Origin of the sequence: Citrobacter portucalensis, from assembly GCF_002042885.1 — a bacterium.
GTDB lineage: Bacteria > Pseudomonadota > Gammaproteobacteria > Enterobacterales > Enterobacteriaceae > Citrobacter > Citrobacter portucalensis.
This window is the reverse complement of the sequence record NZ_MVFY01000004.1, coordinates 137,338-162,889: the sequence shown is the minus strand read 5'-3', so window position 1 is coordinate 162,889 and position 25,552 is coordinate 137,338. Positions and strand designations below refer to the sequence as shown.

22 protein-coding genes are annotated in these 25,552 nt (G+C 51.8%); 12 read left to right on the top strand and 10 right to left on the bottom strand.

The window, feature by feature from the left end; translation table 11 throughout:
* Positions 1-547 precede the first annotated feature (547 nt).
* From BZK40_RS07915 to pdxY, 3 genes are all read left to right on the top strand, one after another.
* On the top strand, positions 548-1,918 hold the full coding sequence (locus tag BZK40_RS07915) for a tyrosine phenol-lyase (protein WP_016155590.1): 1,371 nt from the start codon (positions 548-550) through the stop codon (positions 1,916-1,918).
* A gap of 189 nt (positions 1,919-2,107) precedes the next feature.
* Complete coding sequence (locus BZK40_RS07910; RefSeq protein WP_032942280.1) at positions 2,108-3,373, top strand: aromatic amino acid transporter; 1,266 nt, start codon at positions 2,108-2,110, stop codon at positions 3,371-3,373.
* A gap of 11 nt (positions 3,374-3,384) precedes the next feature.
* On the top strand, positions 3,385-4,242 hold the full coding sequence (gene pdxY / locus BZK40_RS07905) for a pyridoxal kinase PdxY (RefSeq protein ID WP_060682807.1): 858 nt from the start codon (positions 3,385-3,387) through the stop codon (positions 4,240-4,242).
* 525 nt (positions 4,243-4,767) lie between these two features.
* Here the strand turns inward: pdxY and BZK40_RS07900 are convergent.
* Positions 4,768-6,321, bottom strand: a complete 1,554-nt coding sequence (locus BZK40_RS07900; RefSeq protein WP_079934441.1) for an L-lactate permease — start codon at positions 6,319-6,321, stop codon at positions 4,768-4,770.
* A 581-nt stretch (positions 6,322-6,902) separates the two neighbouring features.
* On the opposite strand from BZK40_RS07900, the gene BZK40_RS07895 reads away from it, so the two are divergent.
* From BZK40_RS07895 to BZK40_RS07885, 3 genes are read left to right on the top strand one after another with little or no spacing between them, the layout of a single operon-like run.
* A complete protein-coding gene (locus BZK40_RS07895; protein ID WP_079934440.1) occupies positions 6,903-7,622 on the top strand; it encodes a (Fe-S)-binding protein in 720 nt (239 codons plus the stop codon).
* 10 nt (positions 7,623-7,632) lie between these two features.
* Positions 7,633-9,060, top strand: coding sequence for a LutB/LldF family L-lactate oxidation iron-sulfur protein (locus BZK40_RS07890; RefSeq protein WP_008786085.1), 1,428 nt, complete (start codon positions 7,633-7,635; stop codon positions 9,058-9,060).
* Positions 9,053-9,748 carry a LutC/YkgG family protein gene (locus BZK40_RS07885; RefSeq protein WP_079934439.1) on the top strand — a complete coding sequence of 232 codons (696 nt, stop codon included), beginning with the start codon at positions 9,053-9,055 and terminating at the stop codon, positions 9,746-9,748. Before BZK40_RS07890 ends, BZK40_RS07885 begins: the two co-directional genes overlap by 8 nt.
* A 49-nt stretch (positions 9,749-9,797) precedes the next feature.
* Here the strand turns inward: BZK40_RS07885 and gntP are convergent, their stop codons facing one another.
* Positions 9,798-11,141: a gluconate permease GntP gene (gntP, locus tag BZK40_RS07880; RefSeq protein ID WP_003033260.1), complete on the bottom strand. Its 1,344-nt coding sequence runs from the start codon at positions 11,139-11,141 to the stop codon at positions 9,798-9,800.
* A gap of 261 nt (positions 11,142-11,402) precedes the next feature.
* Between gntP and uxuA the strand changes: the two genes are divergently transcribed.
* From uxuA to BZK40_RS07855, 5 genes are all read left to right on the top strand, one after another.
* Positions 11,403-12,587: a mannonate dehydratase gene (gene uxuA, locus BZK40_RS07875; protein ID WP_079934438.1), complete on the top strand. Its 1,185-nt coding sequence runs from the start codon at positions 11,403-11,405 to the stop codon at positions 12,585-12,587.
* Positions 12,588-12,667: 80 nt separating this feature from the next.
* Complete coding sequence (locus BZK40_RS07870) at positions 12,668-14,143, top strand: fructuronate reductase (protein ID WP_079934437.1); 1,476 nt, start codon at positions 12,668-12,670, stop codon at positions 14,141-14,143.
* Positions 14,144-14,318: 175 nt separating this feature from the next.
* Positions 14,319-15,092: a Uxu operon transcriptional regulator gene (gene uxuR / locus BZK40_RS07865; protein ID WP_008786090.1), complete on the top strand. Its 774-nt coding sequence runs from the start codon at positions 14,319-14,321 to the stop codon at positions 15,090-15,092.
* A gap of 626 nt (positions 15,093-15,718) precedes the next feature.
* Entirely contained in the window at positions 15,719-15,928 is a 210-nt protein-coding gene (locus tag BZK40_RS07860) for a hypothetical protein (RefSeq protein ID WP_079934436.1), read from the top strand.
* A gap of 193 nt (positions 15,929-16,121) precedes the next feature.
* Positions 16,122-17,129 carry a porin gene (locus BZK40_RS07855; protein WP_079934435.1) on the top strand — a complete coding sequence of 336 codons (1,008 nt, stop codon included), beginning with the start codon at positions 16,122-16,124 and terminating at the stop codon, positions 17,127-17,129.
* A gap of 62 nt (positions 17,130-17,191) precedes the next feature.
* Here the strand turns inward: BZK40_RS07855 and BZK40_RS07850 are convergent, their stop codons facing one another.
* From BZK40_RS07850 to BZK40_RS07815, 8 genes are all read right to left on the bottom strand, one after another.
* Positions 17,192-17,593 carry a hypothetical protein gene (locus BZK40_RS07850; protein ID WP_032942287.1) on the bottom strand — a complete coding sequence of 134 codons (402 nt, stop codon included), beginning with the start codon at positions 17,591-17,593 and terminating at the stop codon, positions 17,192-17,194.
* Positions 17,594-17,784: 191 nt separating this feature from the next.
* Complete coding sequence (locus BZK40_RS07845; protein ID WP_079934434.1) at positions 17,785-18,972, bottom strand: MFS transporter; 1,188 nt, start codon at positions 18,970-18,972, stop codon at positions 17,785-17,787.
* A gap of 94 nt (positions 18,973-19,066) precedes the next feature.
* Positions 19,067-19,318 carry a putative Se/S carrier protein gene (locus BZK40_RS07840; protein WP_057067059.1) on the bottom strand — a complete coding sequence of 84 codons (252 nt, stop codon included), beginning with the start codon at positions 19,316-19,318 and terminating at the stop codon, positions 19,067-19,069.
* Positions 19,315-20,082 (bottom strand): putative 2-hydroxyacyl-CoA dehydratase activator YjiL, encoded by a 768-nt coding sequence (gene yjiL / locus BZK40_RS07835; RefSeq protein WP_079934433.1) that lies wholly within the window; start codon positions 20,080-20,082, stop codon positions 19,315-19,317. The genes BZK40_RS07840 and yjiL overlap by 4 nt, the downstream gene beginning before the upstream one ends.
* A gap of 9 nt (positions 20,083-20,091) precedes the next feature.
* The gene (locus BZK40_RS07830) at positions 20,092-21,243 is read right to left on the bottom strand and encodes a double-cubane-cluster-containing anaerobic reductase (RefSeq protein ID WP_079934432.1); all 1,152 of its coding nucleotides are present in this window, start codon (positions 21,241-21,243) and stop codon (positions 20,092-20,094) included.
* Positions 21,244-21,338: 95 nt separating this feature from the next.
* Positions 21,339-21,803: a GNAT family N-acetyltransferase gene (locus BZK40_RS07825; protein WP_079934431.1), complete on the bottom strand. Its 465-nt coding sequence runs from the start codon at positions 21,801-21,803 to the stop codon at positions 21,339-21,341.
* Between the two features lie 13 nt (positions 21,804-21,816).
* Positions 21,817-23,097 carry a DUF445 domain-containing protein gene (locus tag BZK40_RS07820; protein ID WP_079934430.1) on the bottom strand — a complete coding sequence of 427 codons (1,281 nt, stop codon included), beginning with the start codon at positions 23,095-23,097 and terminating at the stop codon, positions 21,817-21,819.
* Between the two features lie 75 nt (positions 23,098-23,172).
* Positions 23,173-24,099: a LysR family transcriptional regulator gene (locus BZK40_RS07815; RefSeq protein ID WP_003845596.1), complete on the bottom strand. Its 927-nt coding sequence runs from the start codon at positions 24,097-24,099 to the stop codon at positions 23,173-23,175.
* Between the two features lie 219 nt (positions 24,100-24,318).
* Here BZK40_RS07815 and BZK40_RS07810 point away from each other — a divergent pair, with 219 nt between their 5' ends.
* A complete protein-coding gene (locus tag BZK40_RS07810) occupies positions 24,319-25,551 on the top strand; it encodes a dicarboxylate/amino acid:cation symporter (RefSeq protein ID WP_003830065.1) in 1,233 nt (410 codons plus the stop codon).
* The last annotated feature ends 1 nt before the right edge of the window (position 25,552 follow it).

The following is a 25,552-nucleotide window of genomic DNA, read 5'->3' as shown; positions in this document are numbered from 1 at the left end:
CTGAATATCCCCACGCTCCAGAAAACAACGCCTGTCGGTATCAGACCAAAAATGCGATCTAACTCACTGAAGCAAATAGCAAACTCTGAAACAACGCTTAATTGTACACTTTGCTTTACACTTTTAGTGATGTGAATCACAAATTTAAACCCGCGAAGTGATCCGACTCTCACAAATTGGGGTGTACTCATTGAGCAATACATTATGAGAACAGCCTGGAAAGTTAAGTTTTCAGTATTTTCCCTCTCCAGTGATATGCAACGGTCAAGGGCAAATCAACACGCAAAAAAAACTTGTTGAATATGAACGGGTAAAAAAATGACGTGTGATTTGCATCACTCACATTTACAGCTTTTTAAATTATTGCCAGTGATTAATGTTGACCGGGCTATTTCCATAATCAATCAAATCTTGCATAGTGCCTCCACATTATTTCTCCCCCTGGCTCAGGAGGCGAATAGTTATATTTCATCAGACTTTATTGATGAACCAGGTATGATTTACTTCACATTAATACGTACATGACCACTGTTACTGGAGAAACAAAATGAATTATCCGGCAGAACCCTTCCGTATTAAAAGCGTTGAAACTGTATCTATGATCCCGCGTGATGAGCGCCTTAAGAAAATGCAGGAAGCGGGTTACAATACTTTCCTGTTAAATTCGAAAGATATTTATATTGACCTGCTGACCGACAGTGGCACCAACGCAATGAGCGACAAGCAGTGGGCCGGAATGATGATGGGTGATGAAGCGTACGCGGGCAGCGAAAACTTCTATCATCTGGAAAGAACCGTGCAGGAACTGTTCGGCTTTAAACATATTGTTCCGACTCACCAGGGCCGCGGCGCAGAAAACTTATTATCACAACTAGCTATTAAACCAGGGCAATATGTTGCCGGGAATATGTATTTCACTACCACTCGTTATCACCAGGAAAAAAATGGTGCGGTGTTTGTCGATATCGTTCGTGACGAAGCGCACGATGCCGGTCTGAATATTGCGTTTAAAGGTGATATCGATCTTAAAAAATTACAAAAACTGATTGATGAAAAAGGCGCAGAGAATATTGCGTATATCTGCCTGGCGGTGACGGTTAACCTCGCGGGCGGCCAGCCGGTCTCGATGGCGAACATGCGTGCGGTGCGTGAACTGACGGCAGCACACGGCATTAAAGTGTTCTACGACGCTACCCGCTGCGTAGAAAACGCCTATTTTATCAAAGAGCAAGAGCAGGGCTTTGAGAACAAGAGCATCGCCGAGATCGTGCATGAGATGTTCAGCTACGCCGACGGTTGTACCATGAGTGGTAAAAAAGACTGTCTGGTGAACATCGGCGGTTTCCTGTGCATGAACGATGACGAAATGTTCTCTTCTGCCAAAGAGTTAGTCGTAGTTTACGAAGGTATGCCATCCTACGGCGGCCTGGCCGGACGCGACATGGAAGCGATGGCGATTGGCCTGCGCGAAGCCATGCAGTACGAGTACATCGAGCACCGCGTGAAGCAGGTTCGCTACCTGGGCGATAAGCTGAAAGCCGCTGGCGTACCGATTGTTGAACCGGTGGGTGGTCACGCGGTATTCCTCGATGCGCGCCGCTTCTGCGAGCATCTGACGCAGGACGAGTTCCCGGCACAAAGTCTGGCCGCCAGCATCTATGTGGAAACCGGCGTACGTAGTATGGAACGCGGAATTATCTCTGCGGGCCGTAATAACGTGACCGGTGAACACCACAGACCGAAACTGGAAACCGTGCGTCTGACTATTCCACGCCGTGTTTATACCTACGCACATATGGATGTCGTGGCTGACGGTATTATTAAACTTTACCAGCACAAAGAAGATATTCGCGGGCTGAAGTTTATTTACGAGCCGAAGCAGTTGCGTTTCTTTACTGCACGCTTTGATTACATCTAAAAAATAGTTATGGCCCCATCACGTGATGGGGCTTTTTTGTATTCCTTTTCCATGAACAGGAAGCCTTTGCGGTGCCCGTTACCGTGACATAACTAAAAAAAGTAAACCCTGACTCCGACATTTTTATTATCCGCATGATGTACAAATGACAGCTGTAATTATAACGAATAGTCTACAGGAACATTTATCATGGATATTAATGCCATTGAGCGACAGAGTAGTACCCCCGGACTGATTAGCGGAACCATGTTGGTTATCGCGACCGTAGTGGGTGGCGGGATGTTCTCCCTGCCGATTGCGATGGCCGGCGTATGGTTCCCCGGTGCGTCTGTTATTCTTCTGTTTATCGCCATCATGATGTTATTAACCGGTCTGATGCTGGTTGAAGTCAACCTGCATTATGGCGCCGGTGCCAGTTTTAATACCTTTACTCAGGATTTATTAGGCCGTAAGTGGAATATCGTTGTCGGTATCGCTTTCGGCTTTGTGCTGTATATTCTGACTTATGCCTATATTTCCGGATCGTCAGCGGTGATGGCGCAAACCGTGTTCAAATACAGCGGTGTGCGCTTTCCGGCGAATATCTCGGTGGTGATCGTCAGTATGCTGGTCGGCGCGATTGCCTGGTACAGCTCCTTGCTGGTCGGACGCATCACTACCGTGTTGATTATCGGTAAGTTTATCGCGTTCTTTGCTACTTTCTCCGGGCTGGTTGGTCATATTGAAGTGGCGAAACTTGTCGACAGCGTGGCGGTGGCGCTGCCCAACTCACAGTACCTGCCTTACATTCTGATGACGCTGCCGTTCTGTATTATCTCGTTTGGTTTTCACGGTAACGTGCCGAGCCTGGTCAAGCTGTATGGCAAGAGTGGGGTCTCGAATATCACGCGTTCGATTATCATCGGTACGCTGTTTGCCCTGCTGCTGTACATCTTCTGGCTGGGCGTCACGATGGGTAACATCAGCCGTTCCGCGTTCCCGCCAATTATCGCCAAAGGCGGCAATATCGACGTGTTTGTTGAAGCCATCAGCGAGCTGTTCACCAGCAGGTATATGGATCTGATCCTGACCTTCTTCGGCAACTTCGCAGTAGCCAGTTCACTGCTGGCGGCGACGCTTGGCTTGTTCGATTATATCGCCGACCTGTTTCACTTCCCGGATGACGGCATGGGCCGCCTGAAAACCGCGCTGGTGACCTACTTCCCGCCAGCCGCAGTATGCTTCTTCTTCCCGAACGGTTTTGTGCACGCGATTGGCTACGCCGGTCTGGCCTTTACCATCTGGAGCGTGATCCTGCCGCCGTTCCTGGTGAAAGCCGCGCGGAAACGTTTTCCGACCGCCAGCTATACCGCGCCCTGTAATAACACCGTGCTTAACCTGGTGATTGTCTGTGGAGCGGTTGTCTATCTGACGGTTGTTCTGGACGTATTTGGTCTGCTGCCAACGTTTCGTTAGACGGAGTCAAAATGAAAAACGTGTTGTCTGTTCAGTCGTCAGTCGTTTATGGCTATGCCGGAAATAAAGCCGCTGTGCTGCCGATGCAGCTTTCGGGGATCGATGTCTGGCCGTTTTACACCGTACAGTTTTCCAACCACACCCAGTACGGGATGTGGCAGGGCATGGCGATGCCGCACGGCGAGCTGAGTGCCATCATCAGCGGGCTGGATGACCTGCAAAAGCTGGCGCAATGCGATGCCGTGCTGTCCGGGTATCTTGGAGATAAACGTCATTGTGAAGAGGTGAAGCACGCTGTCACCACCATTCGTCAGCGTAATCCGCAGGCGCTCTATTTTTGCGATCCGGTGATGGGCGATCCGCAAAAAGGCTGCATTGTCGCGCAGGGCGTAGAGTCCTTTTTTGTCGATGATGCCATTCAACTGGCCGACATCATGGGACCGAATCTCTATGAGCTGGGCGTGCTGACGGGCAGACAACTGCGTGGTTTTGACGAGGTGGTGGAAGCTGCGCAGCAACTGGTGTCGTGGGGTGTGAAGAAGGTGCTGGTGAAGCATCTCGGCGACTGTTCGCGGGACAAACAAGCGTTTGAAATGCTGCTGGTGACGCCGGAACAGACGTTACACATTGCCCGGCCGCTGTATACCTTTGCCAAAATGCCGGTGGGCGTTGGGGATCTGATTTGCAGCGTGATGCTGGCCTCACTGCTCAATGGTTATGAGGACAAGCAGGCGCTGGAGCGGACCACCAGTGTCGTCGATGCGGTGATGCGACTGACGAAAGAGCATGATTCGTATGAACTGCGACTGATAGATGCGCGTCACCAGATAATGGATCCGCAAATTCGCTATCGGGCAGCGGTACTGTAGCGCCACGAGGGGGCTCTATGTTTCTGACATTGCTGCGGCTTCAGCATCCTCTGGTCTACCGTTTCGCGTGGCTTCGTCTGTGGGTGGCGGTGTTAAGAGCATGCGGTCTGCGTAAGAGGAAGGGGTGAGCATTTTACGCTGCTGTCGCTGCCGGAAGCGGCTCGCGCCTTATCCGGCCTACAAATGAGCGTGAAACGCAGGCCTACAAATGAGTGTGAAACGCAGGCCTACAAATGAGTGTGAAATGTAGGCCTGATAAGCGATGCGCCATCAGGCATAAGTGCCAGGTATTACACGCGGAAGTAGCGTGGTGGAATCAACGCGGAAAAGGCGTCGAACTTCTTCACCATCTTTTTCCAGTACAACATAACAACAATCCTCGATTTGAAACATCGGCGCTATTTTAGTCAGCGCCGACAAATCGTAAAGCCTGTCGCCTTGTTCCGTTCCTGGGACGGTGTAAACCTTTTTGGTCACTGTGTCGTCAAATACGATTGCCGCGAATTTGACGGGGTTGACAATGGCTTACGCCATAAACCAGTAATAAAAGAGACCGACTTTCAGGCCGAGGATCACAATGTAGGCGCAGCAGTATTTCATGGTGCCAGACATAATCTGGTTGGCCTGACCGTCCATTTTGGTGGCAGAAACCGCGATGGCGATGCTTTGCGGCGAAATCATTTTCCCCCCCGTAGCGCCAGAGGTATTGGCCGCCGCCAGCCAGTTAGGATCGATATGCAACTTGCTGGCAGCAATGGTTTGCAGCTTGCCGAACAGAATGTTCGAGTTAGTATCGCTGCCGGTAACGAACGTGCCCAGCGCGCCAATCACCGGGGCGAGGAAGACGTACGAACTGCCGGTCAGATCGACAATCGACTGCGCCAGCGTGGAGATAATCCCGCTGAGATCCATCACCGTGGCCAGCGCGACGATCGCCATAATTGCGACGATAGAGTTTTTAAGCTGGAAAATCGTTTTGATAAATACTTCCAGCATCCCGCGTGCGGACGCCCCCTGAATAAAACCGCCGATAATGGTCGCAAAGATGATCAGCATCCCTGGTGTGGTCACCCATTCAACTTTCAGTGCCATCGTTTTGCCGTCAGCCAACGTGAAATGCAGCACCGAAGCCAGTTGGGACGCCGCGCCTTTTATTGTCGGGAACAGCGGCGAACACAGCAGGATAAACACAAAAATAAACAGATAGATAGAGCCCACGCGGAACAGCACTTTTGCCGAGCGCGGCGTGGTTTCGCGGGTATGGCTGACCTCAATGCGCCACTCTGGATCGGTTTTCCCTTTGCGCAGGCGACTGACCATCGCCACGGCAAACAGGCTGACCAGGCTACCGGCAAAAGCGGGTAATTCCGCGCCAAGATGGATGGCGACAAAATATTGCGGAATCAGCGTGGAAATGCCGCAAATCAACGTGATCAGAAATACGCCACGAATGGCTTTCAGGCCGCCGCCAATAATGCAGACAATCACAAACGGCAGCAGGATATTAAACAGCGCGAGCTGCAAAATAATGGTTCCGCCTAAGGTATAAACCGGCAGATTAACCTGTTCAGCCAGAATAGAAACCGGGATCCCGACCGCGCCGAATGCGGTGGGAACGGTATTCGCCACGAGAGAAGCAATCGCTGCTTTCAGCGGGTTGAATCCCAGCGCAATGAGAATGCCGATCGGAATAGCGACCGCCGTGCCATAGCCCGCTGCGGCTTCAAGAAATCCACCAAAACACCATGAAATCAGCAGCACCTGAATACGCTTATCTTCGCTAATGCTGGCGAGAATATCGCGCAAAATATCCAGTGCTTTGGTCGCTTGCATGACGTTATAACTGAAAATAGCGCCGAGGATCACAATCACGATCGGCCATAGTCCCTTCAGTGCGCCATAGCCTATCGCGGCTTTCAGATTTTGTACGGGCATTTCCCAGAATATTGCCGATAGTGCAGCGGTGAATATCAAAGAAATCAGTACGGAATAATGGATGGGCATTTTTAATTTCAGTATTAAAAATACCATAAGTAGTAAAGGAGATAGTGCCAGGGCAAACATAAAATATTCGTTCATTGCTATTCCTGATTGGTTCATTAAACCTGATTTATATTTATGGCGGGAAGGCTACATTGCCGTGTAAATAAAATATGTAAACTGAATCGCTTCAGTGAATAAAGTAATTATGATTTGTGGTTTTGTAACTATTGTAATCTTTTAATTAAAATTCAATGCCAGATAAATATACTTAAGAGCAAGGTAAATACCTATAAGTGGTTATTTAATAACATTTTTAATAATGGTAGTGACGAAGGTAGTAATCATTCGAAACTATTTTATAAGGTGTTAATAACACTGTCGTTTTCAATATAAAAATGTGAGCAAGTCCGAAATAAATAAACATGGGTATTGCATATGCATGTTGATTAGGGGATTATTTGATTTTGTCATACAAATGAAAATACAGACATTTGCGATTGTCCTGATATAAGAGGAGGAGAGTCGCTATCAAAGGAAAACGATCCGTGCATCATAATGAACCCAGACATTAGTAAAACAAGCAAATACAAAAACTGGGCGTGAAATACAGCTGAATCTTTGCTTGATATCGCGATATCAAGCGCAATAAACAGAAATGAAGCAATGGAGTAGTTATTGTGAATGTAAATTTCTTTGTTACCTGCATTGGTGACGCACTGAAATCACGGATGGCACGAGACTCCGTATTGCTGCTGGAAAAACTGGGTTGTCGCGTGAATTTCCCCGAGAAGCAAGGGTGTTGCGGTCAGCCAGCCATCAACAGCGGATACATCAAAGAGGCGATCCCCGGGATGAAAAACCTGATCGCCGCGCTGGAAGACAACGACTACCCGATTATCTCTCCGGCAGGCTCCTGCACCTACGCGGTAAAAAGCTACCCGACGTATCTGGCCGATGAACCGGAATGGGCTCTGCGTGCTGAAAAAGTTTCCGCGCGTATGCAGGATCTCACCTCCTTTATCGTCAACAAACTGGGCGTGGTGGACGTTGGTGCCAGCCTCCAGGGCCGCGCTGTGTATCATCCTTCCTGTAGCTTGACCCGCAAACTGGGAGTGAAGGAAGAGCCGCTTACGCTGCTGAAAAACGTGCGCGGACTGGAGCTGTTGACGTTTGCCGATCAGGATACCTGTTGCGGCTTTGGCGGGACGTTCTCGGTCAAGATGGCCGAAATATCCGGTGAGATGGTGAAAGAGAAAGTCTTACATCTGATGGATGCAAAGCCGGAATATTTGATTGGCGCAGACGTTAGCTGCCTGCTGAACATTGGCGGCCGACTGCAACGGGAAGGCCAGCCGGTCAAAGTGATGCATATTGCTGAAGTGCTGATGAGCCGCTGAGGGGAAAGAGATGTCGATAAAAACCAGCGATGTAGAATTTAAACTGCGTATTCGTCAGCAGATAGAAGATCCGATCATGCGCAAAGCCGTGGCTAATGCGCAGGAGCGTATCGGCGCGAATCGGCAAAAAATGGTCGATGAGTTAGGCCACTGGGAAGACTGGCGCGATCGTGCCAGCCAGATCCGCGATCACGTTCTGAGCAACCTCGACGCTTACCTGTACCAACTCTCCGAGAAAGTGACGGAAAACGGCGGACACGTCTATTTCGCCAAAACCAAAGAAGACGCCACTCGCTACATTTTGCAGGTCGCGCAGAGTAAAAATGCGAAGAAGGTGGTGAAGTCCAAGTCGATGGTGACCGAAGAAATCGGCGTCAACCACGTGCTGCAGGATGCCGGAATCCAGGTGATCGAAACCGATCTCGGGGAATATATTCTGCAGTTGGATCAGGATCCGCCTTCGCACGTCGTGGTTCCGGCGATTCATAAAGATCGCTACCAGATCCGCCGCGTGCTGAACGAACGTCTGGGGTATGACGGCCCGGAAACCCCGGAAGCTATGACTTTGTTCATTCGTCAGAAGATCCGCGAGGATTTCCTCAGTGCCGAAATCGGTATTACTGGCTGTAACTTTGCCGTGGCGGAAACCGGCTCGGTGTGTCTGGTGACCAACGAAGGCAACGCGCGCATGTGCACCACGCTGCCGAAAACGCACATTGCGGTGATGGGCATGGAGCGTATCGCGCCGACCTTTGCCGAGGTGGATGTGCTGATCACCATGCTGGCGCGCAGCGCCGTGGGCGCACGTCTGACGGGCTACAACACCTGGCTGACCGGCCCGCGTGAGGCGGATAACGTTGACGGACCGGAAGAGTTCCATCTGGTGATTGTCGATAACGGTCGCTCGCAGGTGCTGGGCTCAGAGTTTCGCGATGTGCTGCGCTGCATCCGCTGCGGAGCCTGTATGAATACCTGTCCGGCGTACCGCCACATCGGCGGACACGGCTATGGCTCTATCTATCCTGGACCTATCGGCGCGGTGATTTCTCCGCTGCTCGGTGGCTATAAAGATTTTAAAGACCTGCCGTACGCCTGTTCTTTATGCACGGCCTGTGACAGCGTCTGCCCGGTGCGTATTCCGTTGTCAAAACTGATCCTGCGTCATCGCCGGGTGATGGCCGAGGAGGGCATTACGCCGAAAGCCGAGCGACGGGCGATCAAGATGTTCGCCTATGCCAATAGCCATCCGGGGCTGTGGAAAGTCGGGATGATGGCGGGCGCGCATGCGGCGAGCTGGTTTATCAATGGCGGCAAAACCCCGCTCAAGGTTGGCGCGATTGGTGACTGGATGGAGGCGCGCGATCTGCCTGATGCTGACGGCGAGAGCTTCCGTAGCTGGTTTAAGAAACATCAGGCGCAGGAGAAAAAGAATGGATAACCGTACCGCGTTTTTAAACACCATCGCCCAGGCGCTGGGTCGCCCGCTGCGCTTCGAGCCGCAAGCAGATGCCGCGCCGGTTAACAACTATGCCAACGAGCGCCTGACCGAGCTTAGCCCCAAGCAGCGCTGCTCTGCGTTTATCCAGTTTGCCAGCGAAGTGATGCTGGCCCGCTGCGAACTGACCAGCGAGGACCAGGCCGCAGACGCGGCGCTGCGCCTGTGTAAAGAATTGGGTCAGCAGCCTGTGGTGCTGAGCGGCGACAGTCGGCTGGTGGATCTGGGTATCACCGAACGCTTACAGCAGGAATGCCACGCTGTGGTCTGGGACCCAGCGCGTGGTAGCGAAAATATTACTCAGGCCGAGCAGGCGAAAGTGGGCGTGGTGTATGCCGAGTATGGCCTGACCGAGTCCGGCGGCGTGGTACTGTTTTCCGCACCAGAGCGCGGGCGCTCCCTGAGCCTGTTGCCGGAGTCCTCGATTTTCGTGCTGCGTAAAAGCACCATTCTGCCGCGCGTGGCGCAGCTGGCAGAAAAACTGCATCAGAAAGCGCAGGCCGGTGAGCGTATGCCATCGTGCATTAATATCATCAGTGGACCCAGCTCGACGGCGGATATTGAGCTTATCAAGGTGGTTGGGGTGCATGGCCCGGTGAAAGCGGTGTATCTGATTATTGAGGATTGTTGAGGCAGGATGGAAAACCGCTCTGGCGCTATAGGCCAGAGCGGTATCGACGTTATGCAATCATGCTGATGATCAACACGATAATCAGGCCAACCACGGAGTTTACCAGCTCCAGCAGACCCCAGGTTTTCAGCGTATCCTTCACCGACAGGTCAAAGTAGCCTTTGAACAGCCAGAACGAAGCATCGTTGATATGGGTCAGGGTGTTGGAGCCGGCCGCTGTTGCCAGCACCAGCAACGCCGGGTCGACGCCCACCAGTTGACCGGTTGCCGGGTCGAGGATCGCTGCGCTAATAATCCCCGCCGCCGTCATGGCTGAGACCACGCCCTGACCCGTTGCCAGACGAATCAGCACGGTTATCAACCACGCCATGATGTAGGGAGAAATATTGCCGTGCGACATCAGCATGCCGATGGTATCGCCGATGCCGGTATCGATAATGGTTTGCTTCAGTACGCCGCCCGCGCCGATGATCAGGATCACCATGGCGATGCTTTTCACCGCGTTTTCAAAGGCGTTCATTACCCACTGCATGTCGTGACCGCGCGCGGTACCAAACAGCACGAAGGCGACAACCATGGCGATAAACATTGCAATCGGCGAGGAGCCTAAGAAGTTGACCACTTCCCACGCCTGCGTCCCTTTCACCAGCCAGATGTTGGCGATGGTGGTGGAGATCATGATGATCGCCGGGATCAGCGGCACCAGAATAGACACGCCGAAGGACGGCAGGTTGTTCTGGTCAACCGGTACGTCGGCCTTCATGAATGACGGCGTTGGACGATCGAGGTTGCCGAGGAATTTCGGCAGGATAAGTCCGGCGCAGATCACGCTCGGAATGGTCACCAGGATACCGTAGATGTAAACCATGCCCATGTCAGCGCCGTAGGCGTTAACCAGCGCGACCGGACCCGGCTGCGGTGGGAACAGTGAGTGGGCGGTGGTGGCGGCGGCAACCGCAGGAATCGCCAACTTAAGGAACGGGATCTTCGCTTCCGCGGCAATGACGATCACCAGCGGTGCCAGCATAATAAACGCCACTTCATAGAACATCGCCAGGCCGAAGATCAGACCAATAATGATCACCGACAGCTGCACGTAACGTAGACCGAGTCGCGCCAGCAGCGTATGGGCAATCTGATGCGCCGCCCCGGAATCAACCATCAGCTTACCGATGACTGCCCCGAATACCACGATAATCGCCAGCTCACCCAGCGTGCTGCCAAAACCGGATTTCATGGTATGCAGCAGTTCCATTAAATCCATTCCCGCCAGCATACCGACCGAGAGTGCCGCCAGCAGCAGGGCGACCATCGAGTTTATTTTGAATCTTAAATTGAGCACCAGCATCAGGCCGATGCCGAATACAACCCACAGAATATTGAGAACGTGCATATAACGTCTACCTTACTTTGGTTGAACTATTATGATTTTGGTTGAGATGTTACATATATTGGTCAACCTATGATGCGATGGATGTCACATTGCGTTACATGTTTACATTAATACTGGGTTGTATGGCCGTTCATTAGCGGTATGGTCAGCAGATATCGTGATTTGGTTAACCAATTTATTGCTTCAGGTTGACATGTAATACCAAAAGGAGGAATTTATGTGCCATATCGTCGAGTCCATAACGTAAACGAGGAATAAAACATGGAACAGACATGGCGCTGGTATGGTCCTAACGATCCGGTCACCTTAGCGGATGTGCGTCAGGCGGGTGCAACGGGCGTTGTCACTGCCTTGCACCATATCCCGAACGGGGAAGTGTGGACGGTTGATGAGATCCTGAAACGCAAAGCCATTATTGAGCAGGCGGGCCTGGTATGGTCGGTCGTCGAAAGCGTACCGATCCACGAAGACATTAAAACCCGTTCCGGCAACTATCAGCAGTGGATTGCCAACTACCAGCAAAGCCTGCGTAACCTGGCCGAGTGCGGCATTCGTACCGTGTGCTACAACTTTATGCCGGTTCTCGACTGGACCCGTACCGACCTGGAATACGTCCTGCCGGACGGCTCCAAAGCGCTGCGTTTCGATCAAATTGAATTTGCCGCCTTTGAGCTGCATATCCTTAAACGCCCGGGCGCGGAAGCGGACTACACCGCCGAAGAGATTGCGCTGGCGCATGAACGCTTCACCACTATGAGCGAAGAAGACAAAGCACGTCTGACCCGCAATATCATCGCCGGTTTGCCGGGCGCGGAAGAGGGCTACACGCTCGAACAGTTCCGCCAGCATCTTGAACGCTATAAGGATATCGATAAAGCTGCGCTGCGTGAGAATTTTGCCGTCTTCCTGAAGGCGATTATTCCGGTAGCAGAAGAGGTCGGTGTGCGTATGGCGGTACATCCTGACGATCCGCCGCGCCCAATCCTTGGCCTGCCACGCATTGTTTCCACCGTGGAAGACATGCAGTGGATGGTCGATACGGTCAACAGCATGGCGAACGGTTTCACCATGTGTACCGGCTCCTACGGCGTTCGTGCGGATAACGACCTGGTCGACATGATCAAACAGTTTGGCCCGCGCATTTACTTCACCCATTTGCGCTCCACGCTGCGTGAAGATAACCCGAAAACCTTCCATGAAGCGGCGCATCTAAATGGCGACGTTGACATGTACGAAGTGGTGAAAGCGATCGTTGAGGAAGAACAGCGCCGTAAAGCCGAGGGCAAAGAAGATCTGATCCCTATGCGCCCGGACCACGGTCACCAGATGCTTGACGACCTGAAAAAGAAAACCAACCCAGGTTACTCCGCGATTGGTCGCCTGAAAGGCCTGGCGGAAGTGCGTGGCGTTGAGATGGCTATCCAGCGCGCTTTCTTTAGCCGCTAAAGCAGTGTTGCCGGTCGCCTGTCTGGCCGGCTTTTTTCTTTTCTCTCCGTTGGTATTTCCGACGGGATCTGGAGTTCACAATGACAACGACAATTGCCAATAGCAACCTGCCGGTTGCACGCCCTGCATGGGACAGCTCTCGTCTGCAATCCCGCATTGTTCACCTGGGATGCGGCGCTTTTCACCGCGCGCATCAGGCGCTGTACACCCACCATCTGCTGGAAACCACCGACAGCGACTGGGGTATCTGTGAAGTTAACCTGATGCCGGGTAATGACTGCATACTGATTGAAAACCTGCGCAAGCAGCAATTGCTGTATACCGTGGCGGAAAAAGGCGCGGACAACACCGTGCTGAAAGTGATCGGCTCGATGAAAGAAGCGCTGCACCCGGAGCTTGACGGCTGTGATGGTATTTTACAGGCCATGGCACGCCCGCAGACGGCAATTGTCTCGCTGACGGTCACGGAAAAAGGCTACTGCACCGATGCTGCCAGCGGCCAGTTAGATCTCAATAACCCGCTGATTAAACACGATCTGGCAAATCCAGCCGCGCCGAAATCGGCGATTGGTTACATCGTACAGGCACTGCATCTGCGTCGTGAGCAGGGGCTGGCGGCCTTTACCGTGATGTCCTGCGATAACGTGCGTGAAAATGGGCATGTGGCGAAAGTCGCGGTGCTGGGCCTGGCGCAGGCGCGTGACCCGCAGCTGGCGCAGTGGATTGAAGCAAACGCCACTTTCCCGTGCACCATGGTAGACCGCATTGTTCCGGCGGCAACGCCAGAAACGTTGCAGGAGATTGCCGACCAGTTGGGCGTTTACGATCCGTGCGCTATCGCCTGCGAACCGTTCCGCCAGTGGGTGATTGAAGACAACTTTGTTAACGGTCGCCCTGACTGGGACAAAGTCGGCGCACAGTTTGTTGCCGACGTAGTACCGTTTGAAATGATGAAACTGCGCATGCTCAACGGCAGCCACTCTTTCCTCGCTTATCTGGGCTATCTCGGCGGTTATGAAACCATCGCTGACACCATGACCAATCCAGCATACCGCAAAGCGGCGTTTGCACTGATGATGCAGGAGCAAGCGCCGACGCTTTCGATGCCGGAAGGTACCGATCTCAACGCCTACGCGATGCTGCTGATCGAGCGTTTCAGCAACCCGTCTCTGCGCCACCGTACCTGGCAGATTGCGATGGACGGCAGCCAGAAGCTGCCGCAGCGCCTGCTGGATCCGGTGCGTCTGCATCTGCAAAACGGCAGCTGCTGGCGTCATCTGGCACTGGGCATCGCGGGCTGGATGCGCTACACCCACGGTGTGGATGAACAGGGGCAGGTCATTGATGTTGTCGACCCAATGCAGGCCGAATTCCAGCGCATTAACCAACAGTTCCAGGGAGCCGAACGCGTGACGGCGCTGCTGGGGTTGAGCGGCATTTTTGGTCATGATCTGGCGGAAAACGCCGACTTTGTTGCGACGGTTACCGCGGCGTATCAACAGCTGTGTGAACACGGCGCACGCGAGTGCGTTGCAGCGTTAAGCGCTGACGCATAACCTCCCAGTTATGACGGGTCAATCAAAATACTAATTTGGTTGACCCGTTTTCTGTTTTTGGCTTCCCGCAAATGCTATAGTTCAGGCGAAAAAACGTTATTGGTAGGCCGGATAAGGTGTGCGCAGTCATCCAGCCTCCGGATTCTGAATTGACGCATCTGACGGACATAACACGATGAAATCAAACACTTCTCAGCAAAGACCCTACCAGGAAGTGGGTGCAATGATCCGCGATCTGATTGTCCAGACGCCGTACCAGCCTGGTGAGCGCTTGCCGCCGGAGCGTGAAATCGCCGAGAGACTCAATGTCACTCGCACGGTGGTGCGCGAAGCGTTAATCATGCTGGAAATTAAAGGTCTGGTGGACGTGCGTCGTGGCGCCGGGATCTACGTACTCGACAATGCAGAAGCTCAGACCATCGACAGTTCGGATGTGAATCATTGCAATGATGCAGGCCCGTTTGAGCTGCTCCAGGCGCGACAGCTGCTGGAAAGCAACATCGCCGAATTTGCCGCGCTGCAGGCCACCCGCGAAGATATCGTCAAAATGCGCCAGGCGTTGCAACTGGAAGAGCGGGAGCTGGCCTCCAGCGAACCGAACGGTTCTGAAAGCGGTGACATGCAGTTCCATCTCGCTATCGCCGAGGCCACGCATAACAGCATGCTGGTGGAGCTGTTTCGCCAGTCATGGCAGTGGCGCGAGAACAACCCGATGTGGATCCAGCTTCATAGCCATCTCGATGATACCCACTATCGTAAAGAGTGGATGGGCGACCATAAACAGATCCTGGCGGCGTTAATCAAAAAGGATGCCCGCGCGGCCAAGCTGGCGATGTGGCAGCATCTGGAAAACGTCAAACAGCGCCTGCTGGAGTTTTCAAATGTTGATGACATCGACTTCGATGGCTATCTGTTTGACTCCTGGCCGCTGGATAAAGTTAACGCTTGATTTTACCACCTCTCATGCGGGCTGTTCCGGCCCGCTCGGCATTGCATAGCAACCTTTCTTTTCACGTCTTAAACCTCATGTAAAAAATGGTTTCCATAGTCTTCAGTGATCATTTTTTTCGCCGCCCTGTGTGATGTAAATTGATTTTCATCAATTAAAAACAACTTATTTTTGCTTGCGAAAAAATGCACTATTTACCTTATTTTTACCTTTTCGTGCGTATTTTTAGACAAAACTGGTCTGTATTAAGTGAGAATCAAAGTGATTTCCGCTGCGGTTAGGGCAGGGCCGCCTGGCATAGCAGCGCATAAAAACACGTGGTTTGCGTAAAAGTAGACATTAATAACGATATGTAACCTATTGGCAGCAATGATGTTTTGAATGCATGTCATTTTACATGTGAATGATTCATGCCTTTTTAATCAAATGAATAAAAACGAATATGTGTAAAGCTAACATTACACATTATTCTATAATCAAGTTATCTTTCATTTGAAATAGCGTTCCAGTTTTTCTTTGTTTATTAACAGTTTCATTACTATTGTGACTTTATTTTGCCGTTGACATGTTTTTACACTGACTGCATATTTCATCGCCATAAGCGTGTTTGCGTTCAGGAGATGACTATGCCCTCTCGAGATTACCCTGATATCCGAAAAGCCAGGGGAACCCGATCAAAAGATATGGTTCTATTAAGTGCCCGTGTCGATACTTCTCTATGGGAATATGTTCGGACGCTGGCATTTGAAACCCGTAAAAGTAAACAAGACATTATTGCCGAGGCATTAATGTTGCATCGCTCTATTAATGAGAGCGCAAGCGAAGAATCTAAGTAATTACTCTCTGTTCGGGTTTTATTTAAAACCCAAAATTGAAATAGGTCTTGCCACTTCATTATTGCCTTTATTGGTATATTTTTTCGGTGTGTTATTGGTGTTTCCCCTTATCTGGAGGGGACTTTTTTATGTGGGCATTCCGCCTTCATAACAAAGTTGATAGCAAAATTCACAATTAAAAGTGAGTAATAACATGAAAAAGTCAGTAGTGGCATTAGCTGTAATAGCATTAGGGGTAACCTCCGTTCATGCAGCGGAAATTTATAATAAAGATGGCAACAAACTGGATCTGTACGGCAAAGTCAAAGCGGTCCATTCCTGGAGTGACGGCACTAATGCCGATGGTACCTACGCGCGTCTGGGTTTTCGCGGTGAGACACAAATCAACGATCAACTGACCGGTTATGGCCAATTTGAGAGTCAGTTTGATGCCTCTAAAGCAGAAGGTTCTCAGAATGGCGTTAACACACGTCTGGCGTTTGCTGGCCTGGATTACGGCCATGACGTTAGCTTTGACTACGGTCGTAACTACGGTATCGCTTACGACGTGGGAGCTTACACTGACACTCTCTCAGAGTTCGGCGGTGACTCCTTTGAAAATACTGACCGCTTCCTTACTACACGCACTTCTGGCGTTGCAACACTCCGTACCAAAAATCTGTTTGGTGCCGTTGATGGCCTGAACGTTGGCGCGCAATATCAGGGGCAGGACGATACCAATACGGATCCGACGAAACAGCACGGCAATGGCTACGGCTTCTCCCTGGGTTATGACAATATCGCGGATTCCGGCGTATCTGCCATTGCAGCCTACACCAACAGTTCTGTGACTGCTCAGCAGAAACAAAATGGTTGGGATGGCGAAAACGCAGAATTCTGGGGTGCTGGCCTGAAATATGATGCAAACGCTATCTACGTTGCGACCATGTACGGTGAATCCCATAACCTGATTCAGGATGCGGACAAAGCTGAGCACTTTGAAGCGATGGCGGCGTATGTGTTTGATTTTGGTCTGCGTCCGAACGTGGCATACGTTCATGCACGCGACAACAACAATAACGATCTGACCGAATACGTTGCGCTGGGCACAGACTACTACTTCAACAAAAACATGGTTGCTGATGTGGGTTACAAAATTAACCTGCTCGATGGCAAAGACGGCGACAATCAGGTTGTTGCGGGTCTGACCTATCAGTTCTAAGTAGTTATACTAGTACAAAAAAGGCGTCTTGGTTAAGACGCCTTTTTTACATCTGTTGGAGTTTAAACCGGCTGACTTTCTTTCATCTGTACACCGCTAAACAGCCATTGCCAGATGCCCACTTTTACCCATGCGACCACACAGAGGATCAGATAAAAAAGCGGATTATGGGTAATGGTAACGCGCATGACTTCCATTAAATCCACATGCAAATTTCCGGCAATTGCCATATTGATAACAAAAATAGAGGCTACCGCGCTGGCCAGTAAAATAAGTATGGCATGTAACTTTGTTATCTCTGGTAACTTGCCAGAGGCCCATTGCCATAAGAATGTTGTTGATAACAGGAAGATAATAAACAATCCCAGTGCGCCAAACAGGCCAAAGTCTTTATAATCCTTTAGCGTGCCAATTAAACCCGCCAAAATAATTAACCCCAGTAGTATTTTTTTAAACCACGACATGTGCCTTTCCCGAAGATGGTGTTGATGTTGAATTAATATGTCCATTTTTACGCATTTTAAATTGAGTTTATAAATGAACAGCTGGGAATTATAAATTGTCTGGCGGGTAATTGCCGATTATTTGCGGTTTATTAAATGCTGACATTTAATTGCGGACTAATCCGAATATATCTTCTTTAGACGTTAGCCGGTTATACCCTTTTGGGCGAGGCGAAACACTGTTTGTATAATTGCGTGAGGCTGATAAGTGCCGCAATAAACAACGCGACCGCGCCGCACACCGTGGCGTTAACGATCGCCTGTGCGCCGCTTCCCAGCAGGCTGGTTAATAGCGGACCAAGTATTTGCCCAATGCCGTAAGTCAGAGTGACCAGGCCCAGCAGATTAATATTGCGCGGTACGCTTAGTTGACGGGCAAGCGGCATCACCAGTGAGGTGGTTCCCATAAACGTTGCGCCAAACCCCATGCTGCTTATCACCAGCAGCGGCAAGGAGCCGCTGGCGAGCGTCATGACCACGCAGGCGCTTTGAATCAGCAAATTCGCCGTCAGGCATTGCAATACTCCCCAGCGTCGGGCGGCCCACAGCCAGGCGAAACACCCCGGAATTATCGATATGCCGACCAGCGACCAGAGATGGGCAGTCAACAGCGGCGAACCGGCACTTTTCGCCATTAGCGGCAGGTAGGTGGCGACAATGATGTAGCCAAATCCGGCCAGCCCGTACAGTAGAGCCAGCAGCCACCAGGACATAGGCTGATGCTCTGTTTTTACCGGGGCCGCAGCGGGGAGCACGTGGTTGCGAGATGGCAGGAGTATAACCAGTAGCACGAAGAACAGAGCCGAGGCTGCCGCTGCACCCAGCCAGAGCGTGTGCGATGAAAGCGCAAAATGCAGACCGCTAATGACATATTCATTGCCCAGCAAAATACCTGCACCAACGCCGGAGAACAACGCCGCGATCACGAAGGGATGCCGGGTATGATGCAGAACGATCATTGAGCCAAAGATCATCATACCTGCACTGGCGACGCCCGCCAGAAAGCGGATCAGCATCACCAGCGCGGGCTGCGTAAAGCTGGCCATCGCCAGTATCAGTCCTGCGGTAGCGAGCGCGGACGTTAGCAACATCGGGCGTAAGCGAGAGGGAAGATGGAAGAGCCCGAAGGAGAAGAGCAGGCTTCCCGCCAGATACCCGGCGTAGTTGGCGCTGGCAATCCAGGAGAGTTGGTCAAATGTAAATTGACCTTCCGACAGCAGCACCGGCAGCATTGGCGTATACAGAAAGCGCCCAATTCCCATACCCAGTGTTAAGACCAGCATGCCAAAAAGCGCGACGCTGATGGCATGACGATTTGAATCTGGGCTTCCCTGGGACATACGGACTCTCATTTCGCGCTGTTAGCTGATAATTGTTATATTACATGTGTAAATGATAATGAAAAGTAAAATAAAAATAAGTCCCCTGGCACGTTCAGGAAGGAGGAAAAGTGGCAAGGCAGCGCCAGTCTCCGTTTTCAAGACGGTAGATAGATTCGGTATGACCCGCAATTATCCACTCATCCTCCTTGCCAGCAACACAGTCGATGTAAATGCACAGCCCGCAGCCACCGCGTAGCTCGCGGGGAATATCTGCCACCCGAAAGCACATACCCGCAGCCTGTAGCGCTTTACGCGTTTTGATGACGCCGAGGGTAGTATGAAACAAGAACAGTGTTTCCTTCACTCACGTTTCCCCTGACGCTGACCAATTAACGCGGCCCCAATCGCCCCAGCAAACTGCGCGTCGGGATGCGTGTGTACGGGAATGCCAATGTGGCCTTCAAGCATACGAGCAAAGGCGTGACAGTGGCTTACTCCCCCGGTAAATAACAGTGGAGCCTGCCCTGAAAGCCGTCCGATGAAATTCGCGCTGCGTCGGGCCATCGCGTTGATCACACCCGCTAAAATGGTCTCCGGCGCGACACCCGCAGAGCGCAGGCTGATAACCTCTGACTCGGCAAAAACCGTGCACATGCTGGTGATGGCATGTGGTTCGACGCCAGCGGTAATCGCATCTAACTGCTCTACGCTGGCGCCGAGCGTGCGTGAGATGACTTCCAGAAATCGTCCGGTCCCAGCCGCACATTTGTCGTTCATCAAGAAATCGCTGAGGTTACCATCATCATCTAGCTGGATGACTTTACTGTCCTGACCGCCGATATCAATCACTGTGCGGGTACCGGGAGCCAGAAAGCGTGCCCCCAGTCCGTGGCAGGAAATTTCAGTGACCTGTTTGTCAGCATAATCCACGAGCTGCCGTCCGTAGCCAGTGAGGGTTAAAAATGGTCTAACGTCCAGCCCCGCCTGCAGTGTTTCCCATGCCTGCGCGATTGCTTCGGCAGGGCGAAAAGGTGTTGGGCAGAGAAAGCGACGTCTGATGACGTTACTTTCCAGCAAAATACCTTTAGTCGCTGTGGAGCCGGAATCGATCCCTATTGAGTATGTCATCCCTGTTCCTCACAACATTTCAATGAACGCGGCGACACGAGTGCTAAGCTGGCCGATATCCGCGCTGGAGTAGTCAGTTTCAATGGCGATGTAGGGAATGTTGTGCTGTTGGCGGACGTGGCGTTTGATGGCGAGTGATTCAACGGCGTAAGTGTGGCAAGCCTGTAAAATGACATCGACGACGCCGTCAGCCTGGTACTCTTCAACCATTTGGCTGAGCATTTTCAGACGTTGATCGTTAGGGGAAATACATGAGCAGCCGATGGCGAGGTATTTATCGGTCAGTGCGTCGTAGACGTCGCCAGTTTCCTCCACGCACTGTTCAGTGGCTTTCGCGCCGGTGCAGTTTTCATAACCCACCACCCAACCGCCGTTTTCTTCAATGGCACGAACCACTTTTTCTGCCGCGCCGCCGATGGGGCAGCCGGTTATCAGTATGCGTGGACGCGATGCCAGACGTTTCCCGGCCTGCCATTCCTGATGTACCCGCTCGGCCATGCTATTAAGCTCGTCGATCAGTGCTGCTTTATCAAAGCGAAAGGTTGCACCGTAGACGACTTTCAGAATGTCACTGCCGCTGAGTGCGGGTGGGTTGAGCTGACCAACGCGGTAGAAGTTTGCCAGTGCACGACGTTCCTGGTTTTTTAGAATGACGGCTTCACGTAGCGCGGCTTCGGTAATCGGGGTGCCAAAACGGGCTTCGATAACATGCTGCAAACGCAGGATCTCGGCTTTCCACAGCGCCCGTGAAGCCGCATCACTGGTGCTGTTGGGCAGTTGCATCACATGTACCGCTTTAAATTCAGCCATGTACTCGTACATCTTCTTTTTACCATCGCAGGTCGTTTCGCCCACCACCAGGTCAGAGAAGTAGAAGTACGGACATTTATCCGTTTTACCAAACCCGTAGCTGCTTTTGATCAGCGGACACAGGTTACGTGGCAGATCTTTTTCGGCCTCTTCAATGGTTTCATCAGAGGTTGAGCATAGCGAAACGACGACCGCACCTGCCGCCATCGCTATCTCCTGTGGCATAAAGGTGCAATAGGTTCCAACGAGCGGGATACCCTGCTCTTTAAGATCCATTACGGTGAGAAAACCTTTCTGACGGGCGTCGGAGAATTGATTAAAAATGGCGGGTAAATCGGTGATTAGCGACATGATTTTCCTTCCCCGTAACACGGGAGACAGTAAAAAGACGTCGCATTATAACCCTGCAATTTATCTGGCTTTATTGATGTACAACAATTGCGCGCTTACAGATTACGGCTGTAGACCCGTGAGACTTCCCCCCACGGATGATAGCCCGGCCCGTCAAAGTAAAATCCCGCTTTCTCGTATAAACCTTCCAGTTCAGTACACAAATGGAGCCGCATAAAGCCTAACTGTCTGGCCTGCTGCGCAATATGTTCAATCAGGCGAAACGCCAGACCGTGACCACGATAGCGAGGATCGATATAGAGTGCGCATAGCCACGGCCACAGTTCGCCGCGACTGATAAAATCATTGGTGATCAATCCGGCGCAGCCAACAATGCTGTCGCCGTCCTGCATCCAGTACCACTGCGGTAGCGGGTTCTTTGCGCCAATACAACGATGCAGTGCATCCTCGTAAACTCTCATGGAGTCTTCTGAGGCCCATTGTTGCTGAAAGTAAGCGGTGACCTCGTGCAGTTTTTCCGGTGTTTCGCGCAGGGAAAAAATGCGGATGTTCATCGTCATTGAATTTTTCTCCTTAAAAATTCGCCAGCGTCAGCAGGGAAGAAATTTGCGACAACAGATATAACACCAGCCCAATAGAACCGCCAACCAACGTGCCGTTGACGCGGATAAACTGCAAATCTTTACCGATGTTCAGCTCGATTTGCTGCGACATATCGCGTGCATCCCAGCTTTTCACCGTGTCGCTAATGTGGCGCGTCAGGAAGGTGGCGAACTCTGGCGCTACTTTATGTGCGGCCTGCTCAAGATGCTCATTCAGTGAGGCGCGCAGGGCGCTGTCGGCTACCAGCGTTTCGCCGAACCACTGCCCGGCGCTGACGATGCGCTGCTTTACGCGGGAATCATCGGCGTTAATGTCGGTTTTCACCCACTGACGCAGGTCTGCCCACAGCTCGCCAAGATAACGGTTGAAGGCTTCATCTTCCTTCAGATAGCTTTTCAGGCTTTCGGCCCGCACGGCCATCTCCGGATCGTGTTTGAGCTTATCGATGAGCTTAAACGTGGCGCGATCGAAGGCATGGCGGATCTGATGTGCGCGATCGTGGCTGATGTCATCCAGCAAGGAGTTAACGGCATCAGACACCAGCTCGGCGCTGTGCTCGCCCAGCCATTCGGTTGGCAGGATCTTCGCTTTCAGCGGATGCTCGGTTTCCAGCCAGTGCACGACCTGTCTGGCGATAAACGCTCGCGAGCTGTCGCGCTGGAGCAGGGCGATCAGTTGGGCGATCAGCGTGTCGAGTAGCACCTGATGGCGATTGTTTTTGGTCATGCTTTCCAGCATCAGCGCACTGGTACTTGAGAGATCGACCTTGTCGATGGCCTTGTGCACCGCCCGCTTGATCAGCCGCTGAATGCGCGAGTCGTCGGTCAGTTCGAGAAAACCGCTCATGATCTGCAGCAGATGCTGGCCAATACGCTGGGCGTTTTCCGGCTGGCTGAACCAGTTGCCGATCAACAGCGCCGGTTCATGGCGGCGGATCAGCGCGACCAGCGACTGGGTATCGAGAAATTTTTCCTGGACAAATTGCCCGAGATTTTCGCCGATCCGATCCTTATTGCGCGGGATAATCGCCGTGTGCTGCGAGATAAACGGGATCGGCACCCGGCGAAAAAGCGCCACCACGGCAAACCAGTCCGACAGTGCGCCGACCATCGCCGCTTCGGCGATCGCTTTGATCCCCAGTACCCAAAAGTTAGGCGGTAGAAACAGCGTGATGACGAAGGTGGCAGCGGCAATCAGCAGCAATGAGAGTGCCAGTCGCTTGGCGCGTTTGAGTTCAGCAATTTTATTCATAGGCTTAAGGATAGAGCCAGACGGGGGGATCGCGCAAAAAATGTGGAGCGCCTCCCATTTTCAGGTGGGCTGGGCTTACTCCGGGATCCAGTTGTCCCAGGCGGGCAAGGGGCCGAGTTCCGCCACCAGAAAATCGATAAACGATCGCACCTTAGGATTGCTGTACTTGCTGGGAAAGTACAGCGCATACAGGGCGTGAGTTTCACAGGTGATAGTGCCGTCGAGCATCAGCGGCGTTATCTCTTCTTTTTGAATATGATCGCCAATCAGATAGGTGGGCAAATACGCCACTCCCTGATCTTCTAACACTGACTTCAGCAATACCAGACTGCTGTTGGCCTGGATCGGCATATGCAGTTTCAACTGATGCAGACGATCCTGTTCATCCGCCACCTTCAGCACCGGTGTGAGGCCTGGATAAACCAGACAATCATGATCCACCAGATCGCTTCGACGCTGGGGCATGCCTTTTTTGGCGAGGTAGCCGGGTGAGGCACAGTACGCCCAGCGAACAGGCACCAGCTTGCGCATCGCATAGTTTTGCGGCGGTGCGGTGGAGATGCGCAGGGCGATGTCGAAATCTGTTTCGTTCAGATTCACAAAGTTATCGTTGAGATCGATATACAGATTTACATCCGGGAACTGGGAGCGATATTTATCCACCAGGTTCACCAGCCGGGAATAACCAAACGCAATTGAGCAGGTTATTCGTAATTCACCCTGCGGGCTGTGGTAATAACCGGAAGTGGTATTCAGCGTTTCATCGAATTCTTTCAAAAGCTTATTAGCGCGGTTGAAGAGATATTGCCCGGCGTCGGTCAGGGTAATACTGCGGGTGGTGCGTTTAATTAATGTCGTGCCCAGCGTGTCTTCCATCGCGGCCAGACTTTTGCTGACCGCAGACGGCGATACGTTGAGTTGCGCCGCGGCTTCTGACAATCCTCCGCAGTCGACGATTTTAGTAAAAAACTCCAGATGCTTGAGTGAAATCGGCGTACTCATAGTTTCCTTTAATTCACAAGTGATTTGCAAAAACGGTACGAATAGGCCGTTACATTCGCGTTTTAAACATGCAACTATTGAATCACAGGAAACAACTTGCTGGCAAAATGAAAAAATAACAACTTAGGTGAGTTACGTCACAAAATAAAAGGAGGCGAAACGGAAACTCATCACATTGTGAATTTAATCTCATTAATTATTATTCTAAAGGTACCGATTATGTGGTCACGACTCGAACCCTACAAATCGTCGATTATTTTATTAGTTGCTCTGGTGATTGGCGGCTTATTAGGTATTTATGCCCCATCGTTTGCAAGTAAACTCCAGCCAATAGGCCAGATATTCTTAAACCTGTTATTTATGATTATTGTGCCGCTGGTGGGGATCAGCGTTATGTCTTCGATCGCCAGTATGACCGACCTGAAAAGGCTGGGACGCATTATGGCGATTATCTTTATTGTTTCGATCGCCATGGCCTTTATTCCAGCCGCCGGGATCGTCGCGCTGGCGCTCTGGTATAACCCGGCGCAGGGCGTCACTATCGATCTCTCGCAGTCGGTGCAGGCGGGCAGCGGTAAGATGGATTTTGTCAGTATGATCACCACCAGCGACTTTATCGGACTGTTTTCTAAGTCCAATATTCTGGCGCTGATCGTAATGGCGATCATCGCCGGTGTCGCAATTGGCCAGTCGGATCAGGCCGGTAAACGTATTGCGTCGCTGCTGGAAGACGCCAATACCGTGATCATGAAGATCGTTTCAATCATTATGAAGGTCGCGCCGATTGGTCTGGGCTGCTACTTCGCCGCCACCATGGCCAGTCAGGACTCTGCACTACTGTTAACCTTTGCCCGCGCCATCGGCCTGTTTATGGTTGCCACGCTGGTCTACTTTGTCTTTGGCTCGATTCTCTATTCGTATATTGGCGGCGGTATTCCGGCGGTCAAAGCCTTCTGGCGTAACGCAATTGAACCGTCTGCGACCGCGCTGGGTACCTGCTCTTCACTGGGGACGCTCCCGGTGACGCTGCGTGCCGGTAAGGCGATGGGGATCAACCCGGAAATCGTTGATGTCTCCATTCCGCTGCTGGTTAACCTCAACAAGGGCGGCGTGGCGATGATTGCCGCGCTAAAAATTGTCTTTATCTATTCCGTATTGGGCATGGAATTCACCACCGAAACCTTCTTCCTGACGATGCTGATTGCGGTGCTCTCCGCCATTATCGTTGGTGGCGTGCCGGGCGGGGCGTTCCTGGGTGAAATCTTTATCGTCACAACGCTCGGCCTGCCGATGGAAGCAATCCCGATGCTGGTGGTGCTGGGCACCATTACCGATGCGCCGGCCACACTGATTAACGTTATCCATGATTTGAATGCGGCGCAGATTGTTGAACGGTTCGCTGGAAAAAAGCAGACCAACACTGAAATAAACTCTACTGCTGCGGTGGTATAGG